The following is a 23385-nucleotide window of genomic DNA, read 5'->3' as shown; positions in this document are numbered from 1 at the left end:
TCGAGCGGGTCGGCCTCGGGGAGGTCGGGCCGCGGCTGCTCCGCGGCGGGCTGCGGTGCGGGGGAGAACGGCGCGGCCGAGCCGGGCGTCGAGGTCTGGGCGTAGGGCGGCGGAGGGGCGATCAGGTCCAGGTCGAAGTCGTCGTCGCCGAACCACTCGTCGGACTCCTCGTACCGCTCCCCACCGGTGTCAGAGCCGAGAGCGGGGTCCCCGTGTTCTGAGCGCGGCGAACGGGCACCGAGGTGTTCGGAACCGTCGTGTTCTTCGTAGGCCACCGCGCCACTCCTCAGGACACTCCCCAGACCGCACCCGGCCACGCTGCCGGTCGGTTGCTTCACCGGAAGGGACGGAACGCCCGGCGGAACGCACCGTCCCCCTACTCTTCAGACACCTGGTCACCAACGATAAAACTAGCGGTCATGAGATGAGAAGGGAGCGAATGTCGCATCCCGGCATCACCGGTGCGCAGCCCTCCGCTCCGCCGGGGTGGGTAGCGTGGTGTGCATGCGAGCGATAGTCGTCAGCGCCCCCGGAGGTCCGGAGAATCTCACCTGGCAGGAGGTGCCCGACCCCGAACCGGGACCGGGTGAGGTCCTCGTCGAGGTCGCTGCCACGGCGGTCAACCGGGGCGACATCAGCCAGCGGGAGGGCCACTACCCGCCGCCGCCCGGCGCCCCCGAGTACCTCGGCCTGGAGTGCTCCGGCCGCATCGTCGCGCTCGGCCCCGGCACCGAGGACTCCGGCCACCGCGTCGGCGACGAGGTGTGCGCGCTGCTGAGCGGCGGCGGCTACGCCGAGCGGGTGGCGGTCCCCGTCGGCCAGCTCCTGCCGGTCCCCAAGGGGGTCGGCCTGGTCGAGGCCGCGGCCCTGCCCGAGGTCGCCTGCACGGTGTGGGCCAACGTGTTCCGGACCGCCGCGCTGCGCGAGGGGGAGTCCCTGCTGGTGCACGGCGGCGCCAGCGGGATCGGCACCTTCGCGATCCAGGCGGCCCGCGCGTTCGGCGCCCGCGTGCTGACCACCGCGGGCAGCGAGGCCAAGCTGGAGCGGTGCCGCGAGCTCGGCGCGGACGTCGCCGTCAACTACCGGTCCGAGGACTTCGCCGCGCGGGTGCGGGAGGAGACCGGCGGGCGCGGGGTGGACGTGGTGCTCGACATCATGGGCGGCAGCTATCTGGAGGCCAACCTCCGCTCCCTCGCGGTGGGCGGGCGGCTGGTCGTCATCGGGCTGATGGGCGGACGCAGGGCAGAACTCGACCTGGGGCGGATGCTGGTCAAGAGGCTGTCCGTGCACGCCGCGACGCTGCGGTCGCGCCCCCTGGAGGAGAAGGCCGAGATCGTCTCCCAGGTGGCGGAGCGGGTGTGGCCGCTGGTCGAGAAGGGGACGATCCGTCCGGTGGTGGACCGGGTACTGCCGCTCAGCCGGGCCGCCGAGGCGCATCGCGTGCTCGAAGAGAGCGGTCATGTCGGAAAAATCCTGCTCGTCACCGATGAACAGCACTCACCGTGACAAACGGCGTAGTGTCCCCGAAGTCAACAGCCGCAAGGTGGGAGATGCGATGAACAACGGACCCGGTCAGGAAGAACAGCCCCAGGTTCTGGTCCTGGGACCGGGAGGGCCGATCAGCGTGCCCTCCGCTTCCTCCGAGGAGGAGAAGGAGGAGTCGGAGGGGCGCCCGGTCACCGAGATGGTCGAGCAGCCCGCGAAGGTCATGCGGATCGGCAGCATGATCCGGCAGCTCCTGGAGGAGGTCAAGGCTGCTCCGCTGGACGAGGCGAGCCGGGCCCGGCTGAAGGAGATCCACGCCAGCTCCATCAAGGAGCTGGAGGACGGGCTCGCCCCGGAGCTGGTGGAGGAGCTGGAGCGGCTCTCCCTCCCGTTCGCCGACGACGAGACGCCCAGCGACGCCGAGCTGCGCATCGCGCAGGCGCAGCTCGTGGGCTGGCTGGAGGGCCTGTTCCACGGCATCCAGACCACCCTGTTCGCCCAGCAGATGGCGGCCCGCGCCCAGTTGGAGAACATGCGCCGGGCGCTGCCCTCCGGGATCCAGCAGCACGGGGAGGGCGACCACCCCCAGGGGCGCGCGCAGAGCAGCTCGGGACCGTACCTGTAACCCCCACGCCCGTCCGGCGCCCGGAGGAGACGTCAGCGCTCCTCCGGGCGCCGCGTCTTTGGCGCCCTTCCGGGAGGGGCGGCGCCGGGCGCGTGTGCTCCGGTCCTGCCCGTCCGGGAGATTTGTTCCCTCACTTCTGGGGGGTTTCGGACAACGACAATGAGGTGAACATCGTTCGAATCGACGGCCCTTTAGGGGCTTTTGTGGTTTAAGCCCGAATTTTTTTGTCCGGATCAGTGGGAACATGAGGAAACGGCTGCGAAACGAGGTGTTTTCTTTTTAAGCTTTCGTTGCTCCCGTGTGGGGAGCGCTTACGGGCGTCGCCGCCCTCGGAACGGTGACGCCGTCTCCGGAGAGCAGGCGAGGTGAGGCGAGAGTGGTGATTTCCGAACACCGCAGAATGATCGCGCAGCTCGTCGCGTCCGGGACGCTGACCCCGGCATGGGCCGAGGTCTTCCGGAAGGTTCCCCGGCACCTGTTCGTCCCCGACCGCTTCTGGGACCGCGGCCAGCACGACTGGTTCCAGCGGGACCGCGACGCCGACCCGAGGTCCTGGCTCCGGCGGGTCTACTCCGACGAGCCGATCGTGGTCCAGATCGACGACGGCTGCGCGGACCCCGACGTCACCCGCCCGCACTGCACCAGCTCGGTGGCCTGCCCCACCGTGGCCGCGACCCTGCTCGACCAGCTCGACGTGGCCCCGGGGGCCCGGGTGCTGGAGCTGGGGACCGGCACGGGGTACACCACCGCCCTGCTGGCCGAGCGGGTGGGCGCGCAGAACGTGGTCGGCACCGAGATCGACGCGGACCTGGCGCGCCGTGCCGGGAGCACGCTGCGCCGGGCCGGGTGGGACGCCGCGGTGGTGGCGCGCGACGGCTGCCTGGGGTGGGCGAGGGGAGCGCCCTACGACCGCATCCTCGTCTCCTACGCCGTGCAGCGCATCCCGCGCAGTTGGCTGGAGCAGTGCGTGGACGGCGGGGTGATCGTCGCTCCGTGGGGGACGCCGTGCACCGACTCCTTCCTGCTGCGGTTCACGGTGGACGACGGGGTCGCCACGGGCAGGTTCCTGTCCTCGGTCGTCCTCCCGCGGGACCGCCGGTGCTCCAGGCGGTGGAGGGCGGAGGACCTGGTCGAACGGCAGCCGCAGGCCGACGTCCGGCGCAGCACGCTCTGCCCGCGCCGGGTCACCCCGAACTCCGGGGCCTTCCTCGCGGTGGGGATGCGGGTGCCCGGGTGCCGCTGGGAGTGGGAGGACGGCCCGGAGCCCGGCGGGGGCACCGCGTGGCTGTACGACGACGCCGACTCCTGGGCCTCGGTGACCGTCTCCGACCCCGCGGCGGAGGAGTTCACGGTCCACGAGTACGGACCGCGTCGGCTGTGGCGCGAGGTGGAGGAGGCGTACTCCTGGTGGCTGCGGCTCGGCAGTCCCGAGTGGGAGCGTTTCGGGATGACGGTGACCGCCGAGGAGCAGTCGGTGTGGCTGGACCGGCCGGAGACCCCGGTGCACCGCTGCCGGGTGTCCCACACGTAGACCATTCCGGAGCCATCCCGAGGGGGGATAAGGGGGGAGAGGCCACGGGCGGAGCCGCCAGCCAGGCGGGGACCCGCCCGTGGCTTTTGCTGTCCGCGTTCGGAAAAGTGAAGATGAAAAGTATTCTGCTCTTCTGTCCGGTTCTCGGGAAATAGAGCGGGAGGTGGCGGCCGAGAAGAGAAGAATAATCCGAAAATTCTCACTTTGGCCTCAGGGCGAGTTCCCCGGAGGGGTGGACGGGGAGCCGGTTCCCCGCCGCGGCGGCCGTGCGGCGGGCTGCCGCTCCGCGTCGTGGCCGGGTGACCGTTTCTCTGCTTCCGGGAGACCGAAACCAGGGCTGGTGGTGAGGGTGGGGATCACGGTGTCGATCGGGCGGGGGACGAAACATACCGTAGAGTAACCGGGGTGACTCCTTCGGTAATAGTTGTAATCGAGGGAACGAACCACGCAATCCGTGCATCCAAGGGTGCGCCGGGACGAGAGGGACTAGCGCGAAAGGATGTCGGATGAAGACTGCGGTTCAGCGGAGCGTCGCGGTGGTGGCGGCGGGAGCGGCGGTGCTGCTCACCGGAGCGTGCAGCTTCAACTTCAGTGTGGGCGCGGCGAGCGTCGACAGCGAGACCGTCGCCCAGGTGGTCGAGGCGCAGCTCGCGGCCGAGCTGGGCGAGCAGTCCGGTGACGTCACCTGTCCGGAGGACCTGCCCGCCGAGGTCGGCGCGGAGATCCGCTGCGAGCTGGACACCGCCTCCGGTGTCTACGGCGTGACGGTGGTCGCGACCAGCGTGGAGGGCAACGAGGTCAACTTCGACATCCTCGTCGACGAGGCGCCCATGGGCTGATGGCCGCGGCGGCGCCCCGTCCGGTCGGGGCGCCCTCAGGCGTGCGATCCGGTCGGCTCCCGGGTGAGACTGGCCATGACCAGGTCCGCCAGGTGGCGGTAGGCCTCGGCGTCGTCGAGCCCGGTGGCCGCCTTGATCGTGCCGTTCTGTATTCCCGTCATGATCTGGGCCACCGCCGAGCCCACGAAGGCGGCGTCCACCGGGCGCAGCACCCCGGCCGCCACGCCCTCGGCGACCAGTTCGCGGACGCGCCTGGCCGCCACCAGGGTGTTCTCCTGGTAGACCTCGTTGGCGGGCGCGAACGCGGCCAGGTCGGCGTAGAACTGCTCGGAGGCCGGCTCCAGCTCCGAGGCGACGGCCTCCAGGTAGACCGCCAGCCGCCGGGGGTCCTGCGACTCGGCCACCCGGGCCTCGATGCGCTCGGCCGCCCTCTTGAAGTAGGAGCGGACCGCCGCGACCACGATCTGTTCCTTGCTCGGCGCCACCAGGTACAGCGTGCTCTTGGAGCAGTGCAGCCGCTCCGCCATGTCACTCACGCTGAAGGCGGAGAACCCCTCGGCGAGGAACAGGCGGCGGAGCCCGTCGAGCAGTTCCTCGCGGCGCGCACGGGTCTTCTCAGGGAGTTTCTGCGGGGCAGGCATGGACTCAGGGTACCGATCTTGCTTTTCTGGTACTGAAATCAGTACTTTGGTACTGATCTTAGTACGGAGGCGAGGTCATGTCCGTAACGCGCCTGGTGCCGTCCCGTGAGGCGGCAGACCTGGTCGCGCTCGTCCGCGAAGTGGCGCGCCGGGAGCTCGCACCGCACGCCGCCGAGGCCGAGGAGGCCGAGCGCTTCCCCCGCGAGGCGTTCCGCACCCTCGGGGCGCTGGGCGTCCTGGGCCTGCCCTACCCGCAGGAGTACGGCGGCGGCGGACAGCCCTACGAGGTCTACCTCCAGGTCCTGGAGGAGATCGGGGCGGTGTGGGCGTCGGTCGCCGTGGGCGTCAGCGTGCACGTGCTGTCCTGCCACGCCCTGGCCGTCCACGGCACCGAGGAGCAGCGGCGGCGGTGGCTGCCCGACCTGCTCGGCGGCGACCTGCTCGGCGCGTACTGCCTGTCGGAGCCGCACGCCGGATCCGACCCCGCCGCGATGACCACCCGCGCCCGGCGCGACGGCGACCACTACGTCATCGACGGCGTGAAGTCCTGGATCACCCACGGCGGACAGGCCGACTTCTACACCGTCATGGCCCGCACCGGCGAGGACCGCTCCCACGGCGTCTCCTGCTTCCTGGTGCCCGCCGACACGCCGGGGATCAGCGCCGACCGGCCCGAACGCAAGATGGGCCTGACCGGATCGCACACCACGATGGTGCGCTTCGACGGCGTGCGCGTCCCCGTCGAACAGCGGGTCGGCGAGGAGGGCCAGGGCCTGCCGATCGCGCTGTCCGCCCTCGACGGCGGACGCCTGGGCATCGCCGCCGTGGCCACCGGGCTGGCCCAGGCCGCCCTCGACACCGCGGCCGACTACGCCCGCCGGCGCCACGCCTTCGGCAGGCCCGTCATCGAACACCAGGGACTGGCGTTCCTGCTCGCCGACATGGCCGCCGCGGTGGAGACCGCCCGCGCCGCGACCCTGCGCGCGGCCCGGCTCCGCGACCACGGCCTCCCCTACAGCCGGGAGGCGTCCATCGCCAAGCTGGTCGCCACCGACAACGCGATGCGGGTCACCACCGACGCCGTGCAGGTCCTCGGCGGCTACGGCTACACCCGCGACTTCCCGGTCGAGCGCTACATGCGCGAGGCCAAGGTCATGCAGATCTTCGAGGGCACCAACCAGATCCAGCGCATGGTGATCGGCCGCCACCTCGCCCGCGGCGCCGAGCGCGGCACGATCACGGTCGCCGGCTGACCCGGGACCGGGGAGCGGCGTGGGGCGGCCACGGGGGACGCCCCACGCCGGACCGCGCCGCTACTTCTTCTTCCGCGCGGCGAACTCGGCGAGGAACTTCTGGAAGCGCGGCGAGTTCACCGACGACGCCTGCGCCCAGGACTCGAACTCCAGCACGGTGTCGAGGTCGGCCTCCTCCGCCATGCGCACCGCCCGCTTCATGTCCCTGACCAGGGCGGGGTCGCGCTGGGCGGCGCGGTGGGCGAGCTCCAGCGCCGCGGCGACCGGGTTCTCCGCCAGCCGGGTGGCCAGACCCATGCGGAACGCCTCCTCGGCGCCGATGCGCTCGGCGTCCAACAGGGTCGCCAGCGCCCGGTGGCCGCCCAGGCGGCGGGTGAGGAACCAACTGCTTCCGCCGCCGGGGTGCAGGCCCATGTCGGCGAAGGTGATCGCGAACTCGGCGCGCGGCCCCGCGATGACGATGTCGCAGGCCATCGCGATGTTCACCCCGGCGCCGACCGCCACCCCGCCCACCGCGGCGATCGTGGGGATGCTCAGCTCGGCGATGCCGAGGAAGCTCGCGTACACCTGCTTGAGGTCGTCGCGGATCACCGCGGGCGGACGCGTGGGGTCGCCGAACAGGCTGGTGACGTCGGCGCCGGCGCAGAACGCCCGACCCGCGCCGCTGACCACGAGCGCCCGAGCCTCCTCGTCGGCCGCGACCTCGTGGACCGCGGCGGCGAGCTCCGCCAGCATCGGCCGGTCCAGCGCGTTGAGCCGGTGCGGCGCGTCGAGGACGATGTGCCGCACCGGCCCGTCGGACTCGAACTTGATGAACTCCCCCATCGCTCCTCCACGTGTTCCGCCGCTTCCGCCGCCCTGTCCCACGGCACGAAACCGCAGCGTAGTCCGGCCCCCGCCGCGGCCGCGGAGCGCCCCCCGCCCTTCGCCCGGCGCGGCGGGGGCGGTGGCCGTCACCGGCTTGCACGGAAGCGCCGGGGAAGCGACAGTCGGCAAAGCGAACGGGAACACCGCACAGCGCAGCGGGGCGGCTTCCGGCCTCCCGGACCGCCGTCGCCCACCCGAGAGCGGTGTGGGCGAACCCACGGGACGCCGGGGCCACGGCATCCTGGCGGCTCCGGCAGCAGACCGTGGCAGCCGGTCAGGCGGCGCCGTCGACGAGGTAGCCGAACTGGCTGAGACGCTTGCGGGCCACCTCCACCTCCCTGTCCTCGAACAGCGGGGCGAAACGGGGTTCGCACACCACCGCCTCCACGGTGAGGTCGAGCCTGCCCCGCTCCCACAGCGCGGAGAACCCGTCGGAGACGGTGGGCGCGTGCAGCAGGCGGCGCGCCGTTCCCAGGGGGCCCAGATCGGCGATCATGCTCAGCAGATGGGTGGGCGTGTACCCGGCCTCGTCCCGGGCGCGGGTGTACACCGAGCGCAGGGCCTGGGCGAACTCCTGCGTCAGCGGGTCGGAGTCCTCCACACGGCGCTCCGCAGGTTGCTCCACCTGCTCCCCGGCGGCGTCGGCGTTACGCCGATTGACGTAGCCGAGCAGCGCGTCCACCGAGGTGAACACCTCATAGCCCAGTTCCTTCAGCCGGGTCAGGTCGGCCGCGTCGGGATCGAGCTCCAACACCACGGGGACCCCCTGGCCGGTCTGCAGTCCGTCCGGCCAGAACGCCTCGGCCACCGCCAGGGTCCGCCCGGTCTCGGGGTCGGGAATCTCGGTGTCCGTGATCGGTTCGGCGTAGCCCAGCCGCAGCAGTTCGTCGACAAGGTCGCGGACCTGTGCGGTGCGCGGGTCGTCGGCTTCAGGAGAGACCACGGTGATCGGGCGCAGCACCGTCTCGTTCGTACTCGCGGCCCCGGACCGCAGCTCCTCCAGGAAGGACTGCGCCGCCTCGGCCAGCAGCTCCCGGCGGGCGGCCAGAAAATCGCGGTAGCGTTCGATCCGCCACAGCGCGGGGTCGGTCGGAATCCACTGCGAGGCGAGCACACCCGGGTGCCGGGCCTCCACTTCGGGGAGGTACTCCTCCGGTTTGCGGTTGCTGATCTCGAGGTTGCTCTGCTGGGTGAGGAAGCAGAAGTTCGCGATCGCGTTGACGTGTCCTCGGTCGTAGTTGTTGTACAGCAGGGACTTCGGAAAGACGTGGTGCATCTCCAACGACGAGAGCTTGCCCAGCGTTTCGGCCTTCAGCTCCAGACCGGTGCCGAAGTCGCGGGCGCCCTTGACCCGGGTCAGCAGGTACAGCAGCGGGTAGAAGCGCGACCCCCGCGTGGACCCCTCGAAGTCGTGCGGGCGGACGGTGAGGGAACTTCCCCTGACCCTCTCCAGGGAGGCGATCAGCCCGTCGATACCCTCCCGGGCCACGGTGTCGAAGTCCTGCTGCAGGTTGGTTTCGGTGGGACCGTTGTAACGCCCCCACAGCGCGGAGTGGATGTACCAGTAGAGGACCCGGTCCCGGTGTGCGCCGTCGTCGAAGGAGCCGCCGTTGAGCTCCAGCAGCCGCACCACGACGGTGATGGAGTAGCGGCCGGGCAGCACCCGGTCGTGGTCGAGGCCCAGCCGCCCCGAAACGGTGTTGAGGAAGGTGTCGACATGGGTGATCGCCTTCTCCAGCGCGGCCTGGAACTCGACGGCTTCCACCTTGTCCAACGCCTCGAACTGGGAGCGCCCGGTGGCCACCGCGGTGGCGGTGCGCAGCAGCCAGTCCAGCTTGAAGCGGTAGCCTGCCTGCTGCCACCGGTCGAGGGCGGCGCGCATCGTGCTGCGCGCTTCCGGCCACTGCGCGCACAGCTTGGCCAGAGCCAGGTCACCCTTGGACAGCTTTGTGCCGCCTGAGTTGACCCGGTTGAAGATGTCGACGACCTCGTCGATCTCCTTGTCGGCCCCGGTGATCTTCTCCTGGGGGAACTCGCGTTCGGTCACCTGGTGGAGCCGGTTGAGCCGCTGGAGGTAGACCGTGGCCAGTTCGGAGGAGACGTCGGTGAACCTGGTCAGATAGGGCACGGGGCCCTGCTGGAACAGTTCCGTCACGTTCACCCAGCACGGGTCCCCGGACATCTTGCTCCGGGCGTAGAACTCGAAGGTTTCGCTCTCCACGTTGAAGTACAGCCCGGTGAACGCCTTGGCGTCGCCGTCGAAGAAGGCAGGCGGCCTGCCCCGGATGACCCCGTACAGGGACGTGATGCGCTGTTGGCCGTCCAGCAGCATCAGATAGGTGCCGCCCATCGCCGCCGCACCGCCGCGCGCGGACACGTCGGTCGCAGCGGTTTCCCACAGCAGCAGGCTGCCGACCGGGTATCCCCGGTACAGCGAACGCATCAGACCGCGCACCTGGTCGCGGTTCCACACGTAGCCGCGCTGGAACTCCGGCAGCAGGATGGTGCCCGAATCGATCTGGTCGAGCAGGGTGGACAGTTTGGCCATGGGGAAACCTCTCTCACGAGGGTGCGGATCTCACGAGGGCAGCGAGTTCAGGAGAGGGCGGCAAGAAACGGGCTCGGCTCCCGGCTCCAGGTGACGTGCAGGCATTCCCGCGCCCTGGTGCAGGCCACGAACAGCAGGCAGCGTTCCCGTTGCAGGTCGGCGCGGTGGGAGGCTTCGTCCTCGTCGGCGGGGGTGATCGCGTTGGGGGAGGGCAGTTGCCCTTCGCTGACCCCGGTCACCGCCAGGCAACGGAACTCCAGGCCCTTCATACGGTGCATGGTTCCCACGGACACCGATCCCTCCACGGGAAGCCCGCCGGCCAGTGCGTGCACCGGTACCGACTCCGCCTCCAGGGCTGTGACGACCTCGTCCACCAAGCGCCGGGAGCGCGCGGCCACCCCGATCTCCTCCGGGGCCACTCCTGTCTTCAACCACTCGCGCACCGTCTCGACGACGTTGCGCAGTTCGTCCTCACGGCTCTTGAAGCCCTGCACGGTGGGCGGGGGGCCGTGCAGTTCGGAGCGGCAGCCCGCGATCGAGTCGAGACCGCCGTCCATGTCGTCGATGCGTTCCCCGTGCAGCAGTCCCAGGCTCCAGGCGAGGATCTCGGCGGTGGTGCGATAGTTGGTCCGTAGGCGGGTGGAGCGTCCCGTGACGTTCACGCCCACGTCGCGCAGGCTCACCCGGTGCTGGTAGATCCGCTGGTGGGTGTCGGCGGCGAAGAACAGGTCGTCGGGTCCCTCCGGCGCTGCTGCGCGCAGCAGCCGCCACTTCTCCGGGCTAAGGTCCTGCGCCTCGTCCACCACGATGTGCCGGTACGGCTTGTCGGTGCGTTCGGACAACAGCCGCGTCGCCTCCACGCAGACGGTTTCGTGGGTCCACAGCCCTTGTTCGCGCAGCGCCGTCTCGAACTCCCAGATCGCCTGCCATGCCTGGGCGCGTTGGCGGGAGCCGAGGGCACGGCCTCGTCCAGTGCGTTTGGCCGCGAGGTAGTCCTGGGCGGTGCGCACCTGCTGGGCGAGGACGACCCGTCGCCATTCCTCGGCGAGAAACGAGGGGGTGAACGGGACGTCCAGGTCGTGCGCGATCGTGGTCCACAGTTCCCGTTCGCGGGCGTCGTTCAGCAGCGCGGGTGCGCCATGCGCCTCGCGGAAGATCCGGTGGGCGAGCTGGTCGACGTGGGCGACTTCGACGCGGTCGGCGAGCTTCCCCGACTCGTCCAGCAGTTTCAGCCCGGCTTTCAGGGATTCGGCGAGTGTGGAGGTGAACGTGGTGACCAGCACTTTCCCCTCGCCGTGGGTGGCCAGGTGGCGGGCGCGGTGCAGGACGACCACCGTTTTGCCGGTGCCAGGGCCGCCAGTGACCCGGGCCGGTCCCCCGTAGCGGGCCTCGGCCACGGTGCGCTGCACTGGGTGAAGGTAGACCCGCCACAGCGCGAAGGGGTGCGCGAGCACCGCCATGAGCTCTTCGGGGCCGTCGACGAGCACCACTCGGTCGGAGCTGCGCTGCACCGCCGCGTCGAGGTCGTCGGGGTCGATCTGCTCGCCCATGATGTCGGAGCCGAGTTCCGCCCACACCTCCTCAGGGCTGTAGCCCGCGGCGAGTGCGGTCAGCACCTGGCACTGCACGGGGGGCAGGAACCCCTCGGCGGACCTCAACTGCACCTCGTCGGTGAGGGCGCGGGCGAAGGCCAGGGTCTGCCCGTCCACACCCAGCCTGCGCAGGTCGGCGTCGCTGACGTGGTCGAACAGCCGCTTCGGAGCCTTTTTCGCGGTCTGTTCCAGGAAGGGAAGCGAGGCGTCGATGGCCTCCACGTCCCGGATCTCGATGCGCCCGGTGGCGGTGTTGACCGTGGCGGTGCGGCGCTGCGCCCAGGCGTAGGCGTCGTCGTGCGGGAGGACCTTCAGCAGCGTGTAGGTGTCACCGGACTCGGGGGCGAGGACCACGCCGCGCCAGAACTGGTCGATGCGAATGGTGCGGAACCGGTCGTCGCGGGCGCGGGTGATTTTCTCCAGGTGGATTCCGGTGTGGCGGGCGCTCTCGAACTTCGCGAACACTTCGGTGACCCGATCCTGGACTGTTTTCTCCAGGTCTGCGAAGTCACGGAGAAAGTCGCGGTCAATCGCCAGACGCGCCATCTACTGTCTTCCCTCCGTCCTGGGCTGTTTCGACCGTATCGCGGTGATTGCAGTTCTCAAGAGGATCAGTGAGTTTTACGGGGTTCTTTCGGCCTGCTCCAGCAGAGCGCGCACTCCTGACACCTGGGGGTGGTCCGGACCGTGCAGCCGGATGAGGTCGACGAGCAGGGGGCGCAGGGTCTGCGCGGCCTGCTCGTGCTGGCCGGAGCTGAGCTGCACCAGTCCGATCTGGCGGCGCAGTTCCAGGACGCGCGGGTCGCCGGGGCCGTAGACCCGCTGCTCGTCGGAGAGCAGACGTCGCATCAGCTCCAGGGCTTCCTTGGCGTCGCCGACGAGGGCGTGGCAGGTGGCCTCGCGCAGCCGGTAGCGGAACACCAGTTCCCCGTCGGGGCCGTCGCGTTCGGCCAGGTAGGCGGCGAGAACGGCGAACACCGGGGCCGCTCTGCGGTAGTCGCCCCCGTCGAACAGCGCCTCGGCGAGGTGCCGGCGGAGGTCCATCACGTCGGCGTCCAGGGAGCCGAATGCCTGCTCGGCGATGCCGACGGCGGACGCCAGTACGTCGGCGGCCTGGCTGTAGCGGGACTCCGAGGCGAGGTCCAGTGCCTGCTTCCGGAGGCGGGACAGGTCGGAGCGGTCGAAACCGGGAGCGGACGGAGCCGGTCGTGGCCGGGGAGGTTTTGGGAAGGACGCCGTTGCCGTCTCTTTTCCGGGACGGCCCGGAACCGCTGCGGCGCCCCTGCCGAACACCCGGCTCACCACCGTCGCGTACATGCGCGTCGGCCCGGGAAGCTGCGGCGAGGGAAAAGGCCCCGGTAGAGGGCCGAGGTCGGACGTGAACGGCAGCAGCCGTTGGTAGACCTCCTGGGCGCTGCCGGGCCGGTCCTCGGGTTTCTTCGCGAGCAGTTGCAGCACCAGGTCGGCGAAGGCCGCGGGAACTTCGGGCCGGTGGACCCGCACCGACTGCGGAGGCTCGGAGACCTGCTTGTTCATGGTGGCGTAGGCCGTGGAGCCGGTGAACGGCTGCTGTCCGGTCAGCATCTGGTGGAGGACACAGCCCAGGGCGTACAGGTCGCTCTGCGGGGTGCTCATCCCGACGGCCACCTGTTCGGGGGCCATGTAGGCGGGAGTACCGAGCGTCTGCCCTGTGCGGGTGATCTGGGAGAAGTCGTTGCGGTCGAGAGCCACGGCCAGTCCGAAGTCGAGGACCTTGACCGTTCCCTCCGGTTCCAGCATGAGATTGGAGGGCTTGAGGTCGCGGTGGACCAGGGAGGCCCCGTGGGCAGCGGTGAGCACCGCGCACACCTGAGCGGCGATGGCAGCGGCCCAGCCCACGGGCAGCTCTCCCTCTTCGGCGATCAGATCGGACACGCTGATGCCGTGGACACGCTGCATGACCAGGTACGGCCGTCCCTCATGGGTGCCCCGGTCGAACACGGCGGGCACTCCGGGATGTTCGAGGCGGGCGGTGATCCGCGATTCGCGGATGAACCGGCGTACCAGTTGTTCGTCGTGGACGCCGTCGGGGAAGCGGAGGAACTTGACGGCCACCTCCCGGTCGAGGCGGGTGTCGTGTCCCTCCCACACCTCGCCCATACCGCCGGACGCCAGGGGGCGCAGTTCATAGCGGCCTTCCAACACCATCGTCTTCGACGAGCCACCGGACATCGGGGATCTCCTCAACACCGGAACACTGCGCGGCCCCGAACGGACATCCAGTGACACCGACCGGAAGACACCGCGCAACAGTGGGGGTTCTCGGACAGGGCAGGACGACGGGGGAGGACGGGACCCGACCGGAGCATCGGCCGCAGCTCCTTGGGATTGCGCCGACTGCTCCGCTCACGAGTCCCGTCCTCCACCGAACGGCCGGAGCACACCGGCAGCCTGCAACGCGTCGATGTGCTCGGCGACCCGTCGCGGCGCGGGGCCGCCGCGCACCAGCAGCCCTGCCTCGATGTTGGCGGCAACCCCGGACTGGGTGAGGTTCGCGCTGGACACGAGCAGCGTCCTCCGGTCGCCGACGGCCAGTTTCGCGTGCATCTTGCCGTGCCGGACGGCCCGCTGGCCGGTCGGCCAGTGCCACACCCGCACCCCGCCGATCCCGGCGAATGCGGCGGCGGGCTCGTCGCCTTCCAACGCACCGCCCGCACCGCGGAGCGTCTCCACCACCACCGTGACCGCCACCCCCCGCGCCACGGCCGCGGCCAGTGCGGCCCGCACCTCCCGGTGCGGGCGGGCCGAGTAGGTCATCAACCTCAGTTCGCGGGTCGTTTCGGCGATCACGTCGAGCAGTACCTGCGCGGTGGCGCGCACCGGCACGGCGTTGCTGGCGGGGCCGCTCCACACCGTCTCCACGGTGGTGTCGGAGCGGCCCCGGCGCAGCCCTTCGGCCAGCCCACGCAGGTAGGCGGCCGCCTCCGGCGGCGGCACCTCCCCGTCGAGGGCGGCGAGCACGGGTGCGGCCGCCTCGTCGAAGCGCCACCCCCGTTCGCCGAGGATCGCGTGGGGCGGCCACCCGGCGGCGATCCGTTCCGCGAGCGCGTCCAACGCCTCGGCGCCCAGCGCGGCCGCGGCGGCGGAGGCAGCCTCCTCGAAGCGGGTCACGGCAGTTCACCGAAGAGTGCCAGTTCCGGGTCGTCGACGGGCACCACGAACCGGCGGTCCAGGAACCGGTTGCCGCGCTCGCACGTGGTCTCCGACACGAACAGGCACACGTGGCAGGCAGCGCCGTGCAGGAAGTCGGCGTACGGCTGCGGCAGTCGCTCCTTGCACAGCGGGTCGGAGGAGCAGCGGGTGGCGTCGCGCAGCGCCCGCCGCACCAGCCACACCAGCCGGTCCGGTTCGGCCTGCGACACCAGACCGCCGAGAGTGCCTTCCGAGTCGGGCACCGCCGTGGAGATGAGGATGCCGCCGCGGGGGTCCTCGGGAGTGCTGGTGTAGATGCGCTCCGACAGGCTCGCCGAACTGTATCCGCAGTCCAGAGCGATCGTGCGGATCAGCAGATGCGACAGGGTGTGCAGGGCGATGTAGCGGGCCCCCGGCCAGTGCCGCATCTCGTCGAACTCTCCCCTGATCCGGCCGGAGTAGCGGTTGCGCCGGTACTGGGCGTATGCCTCGCGGTGGCGGCGCAACGCCTCGGAGTTCTCCACCCGCCGCTCCCAGGCGGCCAGCAGTTCTTCGGGCACGCGCAGGAACACGCCCTCGCCGCGCACCTCGCTGGCCGGCACCCAGGTGGGCTCCTCGCGGCTCAGCGGAGCGCGGGTGACCAGTTCGGAGTCCTCGGGGTCGGGGGCGTCCAGCCGGGTGAAGCCGACGAGGGCGCGCACCTCGCGCAGCCGCTCCACCTGCGCCACGTCGCAGAAGATCCGCTTGAGCGGAGCGGGCACGCCGTCGGGGTCACGGCGCAGCGCGAAGTTCGGGTCGGGGTCGGGTGCGGGGAGCGAGGACAGCGTCTCCCACTCGGGGGTGCGCAGGTCCAGGCGGTCGCCCTGGTCGTCGCCGTCCTGGCCCTCCCGGCGGGCGCGCACCCGCTCGACCGCGGCGGCGAGTTCGGCGTCGTTCCACTTCTCGAAGGCACGCAGCGCAGAGACGTTCTCGCGGGCGTAGGGGTACATCGCTGGGGGAAGCGGTGCCAACTGCTCCCAGTAATGCTCGACGAGGCCCTCCAGTTCCCTGGCGGGGCTCTGGGGCAGCGACAGCACCGACAGGGTCTGCGCGAACCACTGGTTGGACGCGCCCACCACCAGGACCCGGGGACGCTGGTCGCAGCCGTCCTCCGCGAACGTGCCCAGGTGGGGGTGGCGGCCCCGGCAGTGCGGCAGGCCACTGCTGTTGTCGCCCAGCGCGTCGCGCATGTTCCGCTGGGCCTCGCAGCTCAGGCACTGGAGGGTGACGTTGGCGCCCAGGTTGCCGCCCTGGTCCTTCATCCGCATCCGCGAGAACTTCCCCACTTTGGGGCAGGGCTGTCCGTAGTGGACGAACTGCCGGTAGGGGAAGTCGTCGAGGTGGCCCGCGGGGCAGGCGAGCACGAACCGCGCGGGCACCGCCAGCGGCCTGCGGCCCTTCTTCCTGGCGCAGCGCTCGTGGAAGAACCGCGCGTCGTGCGGGCGGCTGGGCCGGTCGTTCTCGAACAGGAAGGTCTTGCTGGCCAGCGGAGCGAGCTCGTCGCAGGCGGTGCAGCGCAGCCACGTGGGGAACGGGACGGTCGGCACCCCCACCCGCGCCGCCGGACTGTTGGCGCCGGAGTCGGAGTCGTCCATCCACGGGGCCGGACGCAGCTCCTTGACCTGTCGGTTCCCGGGAATCCGCTGGACTGCGGCCAGCAGCCGCGGCTCCTCGATGGGCGCGTGGTCGGGGACGTTGTCGTAGCGCCACGAGTCCAGCCCGCTCACCAGGACGGAGAAGTTGGGCAGGTCCACCAGTGCGCCGACGCCTCCGGTGAACATCAGGTGGCTGGGCCGGATCGTGCCGACCTTGCGACGGTACTGGTCGCTCACTGCCGCACCTCCTCGCCGCTCCCCGGACCCGCGGGGGCGTCCTCACCGCCCGGCGGGGCGAACGACCACTCGGGCGCCCCGAGGGCCTCGTGGTAGACCCCTCCGTTGCCGGGAACCAACAGATTGATCTCGTTCTCGGTCTCACGCATCGACATGCCGACCGTAGTGTCGTCCCACGAGCCGGTGCCCGCCTTGGTGAGCAGCCCTTTCAGCCGCTGCCCGTGGGAGACGCCGGAGTCGTAGCCCAGCCGGGTCTCCCCGGTCCGCTCCCGCTGCCAGACATCCCGCAGCCGGTTGAGCCGCTCCTCCAGGTAGTCGCGGCCGCGCGGACCACCGACCCGTTCCGCCCGGGCCAGCATCCGCTCGGTGATCCGCCGCACTTCGGGGCCGTCCAGGTCCACGTCGTGGGCGTCGCCCTCCCGCGAATGGTGTTCGACGGTGTTGCGCACCGCCGCGACGAACGCGCCGGCCGCGCCCCGGTCCAGGGCGCGGCGGGTGAACGGGGTGACGCTGAGCGCCTCCACCTGCCGGTAGAAGGTGGCGTGGTAGTGCTCGAAGTCCTCGTAGTGCGCCAAGTCCCGGGGGCGGGACCAGTTGTAGAGGGTGAGGACCAGGCCGGGGCGGGCCGGGTCACGTCCCACCCGGGACGAGGCCTGGATGTACTCGGCGGTGTTCTTGGGCTGGCCGACCACCATCATCAGACCGAACCGGGACACGTCCACACCCACCTGGAGCATGGAGGTGGCCAGCACCACGTCCACCGGGAGCCGGTCGGACCGGTCGTAGGAGCGGCGGGCGACCGGGTGCAGCGGAAGCTGGTCCCACCCCTTCTGCCTGCCGTGCCGTTTGCGGACGTCCTGGACGTGGCTGATGACGGCCTCCTGGCGCCCGGTGGTGTCGAGGTCCGGGTCGAAGCCGACCTCCAGGTGCTTGAGCACCTCGCTGATGTCGCCGGAGGAGATGCGCGAGGTCAGCTCCTGGACGGTGAGCAGCTTCGCGGCGCCGACGAGCCGACGCGACAGGCCGGGCCTGCTGCGCCGCACCCGGGTCACCACGTCGTCGTCGAGGTAGCGGCGCATGCCCGCCAGTTCCCGGGTGGCGTTGAAGTAGCCGACCAGGGTCATGTACGGGTCGGCGGGCGCGCCGTACCGGTCGAACACGGTCTGCCCGGCGAGCAGCAGGATCTCGGCGATCCGGATCTCCGCGGACTTCAACCGGGTGCCGTGTGCGCACACCCCCAGGTAGCGTCGTCCGGGGGTGGCCTCGGTGACCGGCGCCTGCCGGGAGAAGAACGTGTCGGCAACGTCGGTGACCTGCGGTGGGAAGATCTCCAGGCCGCGCGCGAACACGCCCCGCACCTGCGCGGCGGCGCGTTTGGTGGTGGCGGTGGACGCCACGATCTTCGGCCCGGTCGCCGTGCCGTTCGGCGTGGTCCACGTGCACAGCTCGTCCACGGCCGACTCGAACAGGCCGACCGTGGTGCCCAGCGCGCCGGAGATCAGGTGCAGCTCGTCCTGGATGATCAGGTCCGGCGGGCGCAGCCGCACCACGGGGCGGCTGGACACGGCAGGCAGGTCGCCCTTCTTGTTGTGGCGGGAGCCGCAGCCGGTCTTCTCGTCCAGGTCGTCGTGCCGGTAGCCGTGCCGGGGACAGTACTCGTGCACCCGGCCGAACAGCATGCCCGCGTAGCCCTTCCACGGCAGTTGCGCCAGTTTGTCCACGGTGGCGATGACCAGGCTGGGCAGCAGCCGGTAGATCTCCTCGTCCACGGTGAGGATCGGCAGCCCTTCCTGGGAGTGCTTCCGCGAGAACGGGCAGGCGTCGGCCCCCTCGCCGTTGCCGCAGAACAGCAGCACCCGCCGGAGTCCTTCGACGGTGCGCAGGTCGCGGTAGGCGTGCAGCGCGGCGCCGCACCACGGACACGTCACGGTCTGCAGCACGTTGGCACGTCGGCCGCTGCCGGATTCGCGGGCCGCGGCGATCTGGTCCCTGGCTTCGTCGAACCAGTTCGGGGAGACCCCGATCCCCACCCACAGACCAATGCGGAACGGCTCGGAGCCCCAGGTGGCGGGGTCCTCGGCGCGCAGCACCTCGGCCGCGCACACCAGCGCGGCGGCGCGCTGGAACTGCTGGGCGGTGAGCAGCCGCAGCGTGTAGCGCATCAGCACGGCCACCCCGCTCGCGCCGTCGCGCGCGTCTTCGCCGGCGCCGACCGTGCCCTGGAGCCGCCGGACGGCGAAGGTGAACGCGGTCAGTCCCAGGTAGGCTTCGGTCTTTCCGCCGCCGGTGGGGAAGAACAGCAGGTCCACCACGCCGTCGGCGAAGGTGCGGTCCGGGTGGTCCACGTCGGCGATCGACGGCAGGTTGAGCAGGATGAACGCCAGTTGGAAGGGGCGCCACGACGCCGCGGAGGGGCCGCGTTCCCGCACCCGCCGTTCGGCCTCGACGTAGCTGATCGACGGGTCCTGGCGCAGCCGTGCGATCTCGGTGTGCCGCCGCTGTGCGGCCATGGCCCGGTTGGCGAACCGGAAGGCGCGCAGTGCGTCCGCGTGGCCGGGCACGGCCGGGTCGGTGAGCAGGGCGATGCCCGCGCGGATGCGTTCGGCGACGCGGCGGGCGCGGAACACCGCGGCCTCGGCGGCCTTGCCGAGACGCGCGGGCAGGCCGGGGATCTCGGCGGCGCGCTCGTCGAGCCATGCCTCGTACCCGTCGGCGAGCGGCGCCAGCCCGGTGCGCAGCGTGTCGGGGGCGGCCTCGGCGAGGGCGTCCATGGACAGCAGGGCGTCGGCGAGCGGGGTGCCCTCCCCGTCGGGGGCCACAGTGGCGGGCACGTCGTAGCTGGGCAGCCAGGTGGTCCGCAGGGTGCGGGCGCGGCGCAGCTCGGGGACGGCGTCGGCGTGCACGGCGACGTTGTGGCCCGTGGCGTACTTGAGCTGGTCGCGGTAGAGGAGCCGCAGGTGCAGCTCCTCCGGGTCGTCCACGTGGGGGGCGTCCTCGGTCAGCGGGTCGTCGATGGGCAGGAACACCGGGGAGCTGCCGTCCAGTGCGGTGACGGTGAGTTCCGTCTGGAACAGCCACGCCGTGTCCAGGGCGGAGTCGGGTTCCCGCTGGTTGTTGACCAGGGAGAGTTCGACGGTGCGGGTCGTCCCCGCGGGGCGCACCGCGACGGCCAGGTAGACGCAGGAGCTGTCGGGATCGTCGGCGGTCAGGGCGATGCGCTGGTCGGGGGCGCCGTCGAGGCGGACCTCCCGGACGTGGCGGCGGGGCACGCGCGCCCATACGGTGCGCTGGCGGCCCTCCTCGTCCTCGGTCTTCTCCCGGGTGTACTCGCCCCAGGCGGCGGTGACCACGAGCACGTCGGTGTCGGCGGCCACGCGGCAGGACAGTCCCATGGACGAGGCCCACAGGCGGCCGAGGGGCTGCGCGGGCAGCACCTCGGGCAGTTCCGCCCCCTCCTCGCCGCGTGCTTCACCCGCGACACCGGTGGAGGTGTCGAGGGTGATGGCGGACTCGCCGCGCCGGGGCGCGTGGTGCCGGGGACCGAGCATGCCCACCAGGTAGCGGTCGCGGGGGCCGCGCGCCCTCGGGGCGAAACGCTCGTGGTCGCCGTCCCAGGGGCCGAGCAGGTCGCGTTCCACGAGCCGTTGGAAGGCGTCGCGCACCTGGAACGAGGCGGCCTGGGTGAACGGCTGCGACTGGTCGAGGAGGTCTGCGGGGTCCGGCGGGGGCGGTTCGGAGGTGTCGAGTTCGGTCTGCTCGCCGTGGGGGTTGGGGAAGAGTGCGTCGGACATGCAGGGAGAAGCCTTCCACTCGCGTCCTGGTGAGAGAGGAGTGCCGCGGTCCCCAAGCTAGAACCGTGAGATGTGAAGCGTCGACTACCGAGACCATATTGTTAACTGGGTTCACATTGTCCTCGTTGTTTTTGATGGAAGTGGCTTGCCGGTCGAGGGCTCGGGATTGGTTTCCGTAGTGGAAACTTGTGAGTTGACAACATGGAAAGTGACTGGTTGGCTTTCCGTCATGGAAAGAGAGCAGAACACCTCCCCCCAGCTCACCCCCGAGCAGGCGCAGGCCGCCCTGCGCGACGTCGAGCAGACCCGCTCCTCCTACTACTCCGAGCTCAACCCGTGGTGGACCACGCTGGTCTTCGCCGCGTTCCTCTGCGGCATGCCGCTGGCGGCCTTCTTCGACGTGAACTGGACGGCCATCGCCGTCCTGGGCGGCCCCCTGGGCCTGGGCGCCCTGCTGTGGGCCTCCCGCCGCACCGGCCCCAACACCGAACTGCGCTTCGGCGCGCTTCAGTACACGCTCCTGGCGGTAGGAACGCTCGTGGTGATCGGCGGAATGGCGAGCGGACACTTCCTCGCCCCCACCCACGGCGCGTGGGTGTGGCTTCCGGTTATCGTGACCAACGGGGCGGTGGCCCTGGGTATCGACCTCATCCTGCGAAGGAAGGCGCGTAAGGCGGCATGAGCGACACCGACCTCACCACCTCGGGATTCAACGACACGATCCACGCGCCCAACCGGTTGCGGATCTGCGCGCTGCTGGACAGGGGTGAGGAGGTCGAGTTCGCCGTTGTCCAGAAGCAGTTGGGCGTCAGCGCCTCGGTACTCAGCAAGCACGTGAGCGTCCTGGTCAACGCCGGGTACGTCCGCCAGCACCGCGCGGTGCGCGACACCCGGCAGCGGGTGTGGCTGTCGCTGACCGACGAGGGGCGCGCCGCCTACCGGGCCCACATCGCCGCTTTACGCGCGATCGTCGAGGGGAAGGCGTGAGCCCCGCAGGACCCCGGCGGCCCGCAGGCTCCTGACCACCGGTCGAGAGCCTGCGGGCCGCCGACGTGTGCGGGGACCACCGCCGCTCCGGCGGTCCCGCCTCCGGGATTCAGCACTGCCCGCCGCGGTCGCGGCGGTCGCGCTGGCGGGGCAGCGGCCAGTAGCGGCGGTCGGGGTCGCGGCGCGGCAGCGGGGCCTTGGGCGCGGCGCGCAGCAGGCGGACCAGCTCGGCCACGGAGGAGGCGCACACCAGGACCGCCATCCCGGTGTCCTGGTAGGCGGGCTTGAGGACGGCCGTCACCTCGGGGATGCCGGCCTCGTCGTGGAGGACGCAGATCTCGTAGTGGGGGAACTCCTCGCGGGCGAGGCGCAGCGGTTCGGAGGGAATGACGTGGTACACGGTCGTATGCCTTCGACGGTGGGGGCGCCGTAGGAACGGGCGTGCGTTGAGGCGGTGGACGTGGGTTCCCTCCCCGACGGGGGCGTCGGCTGTCCGCCCGGATCGGCGCACGGCCGGTCCGGAGGACGGAAAGGACGGACTTCCGCGTATGGAAGGGCAGGTTTCGGACCGGGGTTCCGGTCGGTCGGAAGGTCTGTCCGGGTCGCCGGAGCGGACGCGGCGGAGGGCGGACGCGTGCCCCGGACACGATCGGGACGGACGTTCCCGATCATCCGCTGGAGTAGTGGTCGGCGGTGGAGTCAGGGGTGCTCAGGCGACGAGTCGGCACACGGCGGCAGCGCTCTCCGGGGTACCGGGAAGAACGCCGGACGGTTGCTCACCGGGCCTACCCAAACCCTAGCGTGTGCCGGACCGAAAAAAGTGCATCCGTGAGAGCTGAGATCAAAAACTTACAGTCGGCCCGCCCGCCGACGGGAGCGGCGGGAACGCCCGCCCCGCGCTCCCGGGGCCCGCGGCCTCGGGGACCACGGCGGACCGGTCGGGCAGGAGCCGGGCCGATGGGCCCGTTGACGTTGACCGCTGCACTGTGAGGGACAGCCAGTGGAACCGCCGCAACCGCGGCTCCAGGGTGCCAGACAGGTTCGCGGAGACGCAGACGTCGGTGAAGGCTTCCGTCGACACCGGTTGCGCGGCTGATCACGGGTGAGCGGTCCGGGCTGTGTCCTGCTGCTTCGGAACGGCCCGGAGGGCAGGACCGGGAGACTTCTTCTCTGGAATATGCCGTGTCTTGGAGAATGCACTGTCCCAGTGGGCGGCTCGATGCACACCCTGTGGAAACTCGCAATGATCTTGGTGTCACGGAAGAGCGAAACATGAATAATAGCTCTTTCTTTTCATAATCGTGGCCGAAGATTGTCCGAGGTCAATTCAGGGAATGGCTTCGCAACGACCACTTTCCTAACAGAGGAGAAGTCGGATGAAACTGACGATGCTCTACAAGGACGGAAAATCGGGAGCGGAGGGATGCCCCAGCGTCTACCTTGCCGACACCGGGGAGTTCGTCGTCCAGGGGGTGCAGCTCTCCCCCGACGAACTGGCCGAACTGGAGAACCCGCTGCCCGGGGAGACCGCGGTCCGGATCAGCCCCGAAGTGCTGATCGGGGCGCTGCAGCGCTACCAGGCCGACCGGTGATCGACAGGAAGGCACAGTGGGCACAATCTTCACGTCGCTGAGCGACCCCGACTTCCAAAGGCTGTTCGAGGATTTCCGCTACACCGCCTACCGGCTGGAAACGTTCCAGGTGTACGGGGTGCCGTATGAAATGGAGGAGTTTGCCCGCTTCCAGGCGGGTGAGGCGAGAGGCGAATTCCCCGGAATCGCGCGCTGGGCCGACCGGGTCTCCCGCGGGGTCAAGGCGGGCAAGCAGTTTCACCGGGTCCACGTGGTGACCGAACCGCTCTCCGACTACGTGCGCTTCGAGTGCGCCTGGGCCTACCGACACACCGTTGCGGCGGGGGAGGACGTGCGGATCACCGCCGTACCGGAGGGACAGTGGCCCGACGGACTGCCGAGGCTCGACTACTGGCTGTTCGACTCCTCGGTTCTGGTGCGCATGGACTACGCCGACGACGGGACGTTCGTGTCCGCCGAACTCGTCGACGACCCCGAACAGGTCGTCCAGGCCAACCTCTGGCGCGACCAGGCCGTCCACCTGTCCGTGCCGTTCGCCGAGTACGCCGCCGGGTTCGACGACCTCATGAAACCGGTGGCCCACTCCTGACCC

General features: G+C 70.6%; 18 protein-coding genes and 1 pseudogene. 9 read left to right on the top strand and 10 right to left on the bottom strand.

The window, feature by feature from the left end; translation table 11 throughout:
* Positions 1 to 275 (bottom strand): annotated as a pseudogene (locus AC529_RS05400) (hypothetical protein); the annotation flags it as partial.
* Positions 276 to 504: 229 nt separating this feature from the next.
* Here AC529_RS05400 and AC529_RS05395 point away from each other — a divergent pair.
* From AC529_RS05395 to AC529_RS05380, 4 genes are all read left to right on the top strand, one after another.
* Entirely contained in the window at positions 505 to 1506 is a 1002-nt protein-coding gene (locus AC529_RS05395; protein ID WP_068754566.1) for an NAD(P)H-quinone oxidoreductase, read from the top strand.
* Between the two features lie 49 nt (positions 1507 to 1555).
* On the top strand, positions 1556 to 2110 hold the full coding sequence (locus AC529_RS05390; RefSeq protein WP_068754038.1) for a bacterial proteasome activator family protein: 555 nt from the start codon (positions 1556 to 1558) through the stop codon (positions 2108 to 2110).
* Between the two features lie 376 nt (positions 2111 to 2486).
* On the top strand, positions 2487 to 3641 hold the full coding sequence (locus tag AC529_RS05385; protein WP_157080054.1) for a methyltransferase domain-containing protein: 1155 nt from the start codon (positions 2487 to 2489) through the stop codon (positions 3639 to 3641).
* 506 nt (positions 3642 to 4147) lie between these two features.
* Positions 4148 to 4480, top strand: a complete 333-nt coding sequence (locus AC529_RS05380; RefSeq protein WP_068754034.1) for a DUF4333 domain-containing protein — start codon at positions 4148 to 4150, stop codon at positions 4478 to 4480.
* A gap of 35 nt (positions 4481 to 4515) precedes the next feature.
* Here the strand turns inward: AC529_RS05380 and AC529_RS05375 are convergent, their stop codons facing one another.
* Positions 4516 to 5121: a TetR/AcrR family transcriptional regulator gene (locus AC529_RS05375; RefSeq protein ID WP_068754033.1), complete on the bottom strand. Its 606-nt coding sequence runs from the start codon at positions 5119 to 5121 to the stop codon at positions 4516 to 4518.
* 77 nt (positions 5122 to 5198) lie between these two features.
* Here AC529_RS05375 and AC529_RS05370 point away from each other — a divergent pair, with 77 nt between their 5' ends.
* Positions 5199 to 6374, top strand: a complete 1176-nt coding sequence (locus tag AC529_RS05370) for an acyl-CoA dehydrogenase family protein (protein ID WP_068754031.1) — start codon at positions 5199 to 5201, stop codon at positions 6372 to 6374.
* 60 nt (positions 6375 to 6434) lie between these two features.
* On the opposite strand, the gene AC529_RS05365 is transcribed toward AC529_RS05370, so the two are convergent.
* The 7 genes from AC529_RS05365 to drmA all read right to left on the bottom strand — a co-directional run bounded on the left by AC529_RS05365 (position 6435) and on the right by drmA (position 20214).
* Complete coding sequence (locus AC529_RS05365) at positions 6435 to 7199, bottom strand: enoyl-CoA hydratase (RefSeq protein WP_068754023.1); 765 nt, start codon at positions 7197 to 7199, stop codon at positions 6435 to 6437.
* 316 nt (positions 7200 to 7515) lie between these two features.
* A complete protein-coding gene (locus AC529_RS05360; protein ID WP_068754021.1) occupies positions 7516 to 9789 on the bottom strand; it encodes a GmrSD restriction endonuclease domain-containing protein in 2274 nt (757 codons plus the stop codon).
* Positions 9790 to 9836: 47 nt separating this feature from the next.
* Positions 9837 to 11927, bottom strand: a complete 2091-nt coding sequence (locus tag AC529_RS05355) for a UvrD-helicase domain-containing protein (RefSeq protein WP_068754019.1) — start codon at positions 11925 to 11927, stop codon at positions 9837 to 9839.
* Positions 11928 to 12002: 75 nt separating this feature from the next.
* On the bottom strand, positions 12003 to 13592 hold the full coding sequence (locus AC529_RS05350) for a serine/threonine-protein kinase (protein ID WP_068754017.1): 1590 nt from the start codon (positions 13590 to 13592) through the stop codon (positions 12003 to 12005).
* Between the two features lie 174 nt (positions 13593 to 13766).
* Complete coding sequence (drmC, locus tag AC529_RS05345; RefSeq protein WP_068754014.1) at positions 13767 to 14531, bottom strand: DISARM system phospholipase D-like protein DrmC; 765 nt, start codon at positions 14529 to 14531, stop codon at positions 13767 to 13769.
* Positions 14528 to 16423: a DUF1998 domain-containing protein gene (gene drmB / locus AC529_RS05340; RefSeq protein ID WP_157080053.1), complete on the bottom strand. Its 1896-nt coding sequence runs from the start codon at positions 16421 to 16423 to the stop codon at positions 14528 to 14530. The genes drmC and drmB overlap by 4 nt, the downstream gene beginning before the upstream one ends.
* On the bottom strand, positions 16420 to 20214 hold the full coding sequence (gene drmA / locus AC529_RS05335; protein WP_068754012.1) for a DISARM system helicase DrmA: 3795 nt from the start codon (positions 20212 to 20214) through the stop codon (positions 16420 to 16422). The genes drmB and drmA overlap by 4 nt, the downstream gene beginning before the upstream one ends.
* 229 nt (positions 20215 to 20443) lie before the next feature.
* Here drmA and AC529_RS05330 point away from each other — a divergent pair, with 229 nt between their 5' ends.
* Positions 20444 to 20896, top strand: coding sequence for a hypothetical protein (locus tag AC529_RS05330; protein WP_068754011.1), 453 nt, complete (start codon positions 20444 to 20446; stop codon positions 20894 to 20896).
* A complete protein-coding gene (locus AC529_RS05325; RefSeq protein WP_068754009.1) occupies positions 20893 to 21201 on the top strand; it encodes a transcriptional regulator in 309 nt (102 codons plus the stop codon). The genes AC529_RS05330 and AC529_RS05325 overlap by 4 nt, the downstream gene beginning before the upstream one ends.
* Before the next feature lie 109 nt (positions 21202 to 21310).
* On the opposite strand, the gene AC529_RS05320 is transcribed toward AC529_RS05325, so the two are convergent.
* Positions 21311 to 21601 (bottom strand): hypothetical protein, encoded by a 291-nt coding sequence (locus tag AC529_RS05320; protein ID WP_068754007.1) that lies wholly within the window; start codon positions 21599 to 21601, stop codon positions 21311 to 21313.
* Positions 21602 to 22577: 976 nt separating this feature from the next.
* Here AC529_RS05320 and AC529_RS05315 point away from each other — a divergent pair.
* Together AC529_RS05315 and AC529_RS05310 are read left to right on the top strand one after the other, a co-directional pair.
* Positions 22578 to 22793 carry a hypothetical protein gene (locus AC529_RS05315; protein ID WP_068754005.1) on the top strand — a complete coding sequence of 72 codons (216 nt, stop codon included), beginning with the start codon at positions 22578 to 22580 and terminating at the stop codon, positions 22791 to 22793.
* Between the two features lie 16 nt (positions 22794 to 22809).
* Positions 22810 to 23382, top strand: coding sequence for a DUF6879 family protein (locus tag AC529_RS05310; protein ID WP_068754003.1), 573 nt, complete (start codon positions 22810 to 22812; stop codon positions 23380 to 23382).
* Positions 23383 to 23385: the final 3 nt, after the last annotated feature.

It is taken from the genome of Thermobifida cellulosilytica TB100 (assembly GCF_001517975.1).
Classification (GTDB): Bacteria; Actinomycetota; Actinomycetes; order Streptosporangiales; family Streptosporangiaceae; genus Thermobifida; species Thermobifida cellulosilytica.
The sequence above is the reverse complement of the archived record's forward strand: the minus strand, read 5'-3'. Positions and strand labels throughout refer to the sequence as shown.